The sequence below is a fragment of the Caldovatus aquaticus genome (genome assembly GCF_019458025.1).
GTDB lineage: Bacteria > Pseudomonadota > Alphaproteobacteria > Acetobacterales > Acetobacteraceae > Caldovatus > Caldovatus aquaticus.
This window is the reverse complement of the sequence record NZ_JAHZUY010000125.1, coordinates 1-1,864: the sequence shown is the minus strand read 5'-3', so window position 1 is coordinate 1,864 and position 1,864 is coordinate 1. Positions and strand designations below refer to the sequence as shown.

The 1,864-nt window shown below is 73.6% G+C and carries 1 protein-coding gene; it reads right to left on the bottom strand.

All coding sequences use genetic code 11. The annotated features are described in order from the left end of the window. Positions 1-161: 161 nt before the first annotated feature. Positions 162-1,706 (bottom strand): IS66 family transposase, encoded by a 1,545-nt coding sequence (tnpC, locus tag K1J50_RS18750; protein WP_220119266.1) that lies wholly within the window; start codon positions 1,704-1,706, stop codon positions 162-164. Between the last annotated feature and the right edge of the window lie 158 nt (positions 1,707-1,864).

The window sequence follows — 1,864 nt, the reverse complement described above, 5'->3', positions numbered from 1 at the left end:
GAAGGCACGGTGACGCTGACGACGGCGCAGCTGGCGATGCTGCTGGAGGGCCTGGACTGGCGCACGCCGACGCCGAGCTGGAAGCCCGAGATCGCCGTATAGCCCCTTGCGGCGACGGTAAGCGTGCACTGACGTCTACGGTGTCGGCGGCTTGACGCGGCTCAGGTGACGTCGGGCCGGAGGTTCCAGGGTGCGAGTTCGCCGATGCGGTTGATCGGGTGGTCGGCGATGCGGTCGAGGAGCACGCGCAGATAGGCTTGCGGATCCCAGCCGTTGAGTTCCGCTGTGCCGACCAGGGTGTAGATGATCGCGGCCCGCCTGCCGCCCTCGAGCGATCCGGCGAACAGGTAGTTCTTCCGGCCCAGCGCGAGAGGGCGCATCCGTCGTTCGGCGGCGTTGTTGTGCAGGCAGGCGCGGCCGTCGCGCAGCACCGTCGTCAGCGTGCCCCACTGCGCCAGCGTGTAGCGGATGGCCTTGGCCAGGTCCGACTTGCCGGAAACGCGGCGCAGCGTCGCCTCCAGCCAGGCGTGCAGATCGGCCATGATCGGCGCCGAGCGGGTCTGGCGGGCGGCAAGGCGCGCCTCCGGCGGCTGGCCGTGGATCTCCGCCTCGATGGCGAACAGCGGCTGCATGCGCTCGATGGCCTCGCGTGCCAGCGGGCTGCCGTTCGCCAGCAGCTCGTCGTGGAAGTGGCGCCGCGCATGCGTCCAGCACGCCGCCTCGATCACGCGGCCGCTCTCGTAGAGCGCGTTGAACCCGGCATAGGCGTCGGCCTGCAGGATGCCCCGGAAGTCGCGCAGGCGCCGCTGCGGATGCTCGCCCTTCCGGTCCGGCGTGAACTCGCAGAGCACCGCGGGCGGGTCGCGCCCACCGAACGGCCGGTCGTCGCGCAGATAGGCCCAGAACCGCGCCGCCTGCGTCCTGCCGCGGCCGGACGAGAGCATCGGCATCGGTGTGTCGTCGGCGTGGACCCGCGGCCCTGCCAGGGCGTGGCGGCCGATGTAGGCGGCCATCGGCTCGGCCAGCGCGGCCGACCTGCCGACCCAGCCCGCCAGCAGCCCGCGCGGCAGGTCCAGGCCATCGCGGGCGTAGATCTCCGCCTGTCTGTAGAGCGGGATGTGGTCGCAGTATTTCGAGACCAGCACATGGGCCAGCAACCCGGGGCCCGGCCTGCCGCGCTCGATCGGCAGCGATGGCATCGGCGCCTGCGTCATCGCCTCGCAGGCCCGGCAGGAGAATGCGGGCCGGACGTGGCGCACCACCTCGAACCGGCCGGGGCGGTATTCCAGGATCTCCGTCACGTCCTCGCCCACCTTGCGCAGCGCGCCGCCGCAGGCGCGGCAGGCGCAGCCCTCGGCGGGCAGGTGCTCGACATCGCGCCGCGGCAGGCTGTCGGGCAGCGGCTTGCGGCCGCGGCGCCGCGCCTTCTCCTCCGGCGCCGGGCCGCTGGCGGTCTCCTCCTCGGCGTCATCGGCGCCGCCTGCCGCGGCGATGTCGGCCAGCACCTCGTCGAGCCGCAGCTCCAGCTGCTCGACCTCGCCCGCCAGCCGCTCCGACGATCGCCCGAACCGCTCGTGCCGCAGGCGCGCGATCTGCACCCGCAGCCGCTCCGCCTCCAGCGTCCTGGCCTGCAGGCCGAGCTCCGCTGCGCGACGGGCCGTGCGCTCCTCGGCCAGCTCCCCGCGCAGCGCCGCGATCACCGCCATCAGCGCGGCGGGATCCTCGGGCAGCGCGCTGTCGGCGTGCGGCGTCACGCCGGAATCGTCCCGGACGCCGCCGCGTCGCCGCAAGGGGCTACACCGCGATCTCGGGCTTCCAGCTCGGCGTCGGCGTGCGCCAGTCCAGGCCCTCCAGCAGCATCGCC

Bases quoted from the DNA above. Each gene is read 5' to 3' on its own strand.
- tnpC (WP_220119266.1), bottom strand. From the start codon at position 1,706: ATGGCGGTGATCGCGGCGCTGCGCGGGGAGCTGGCCGAGGAGCGCACG.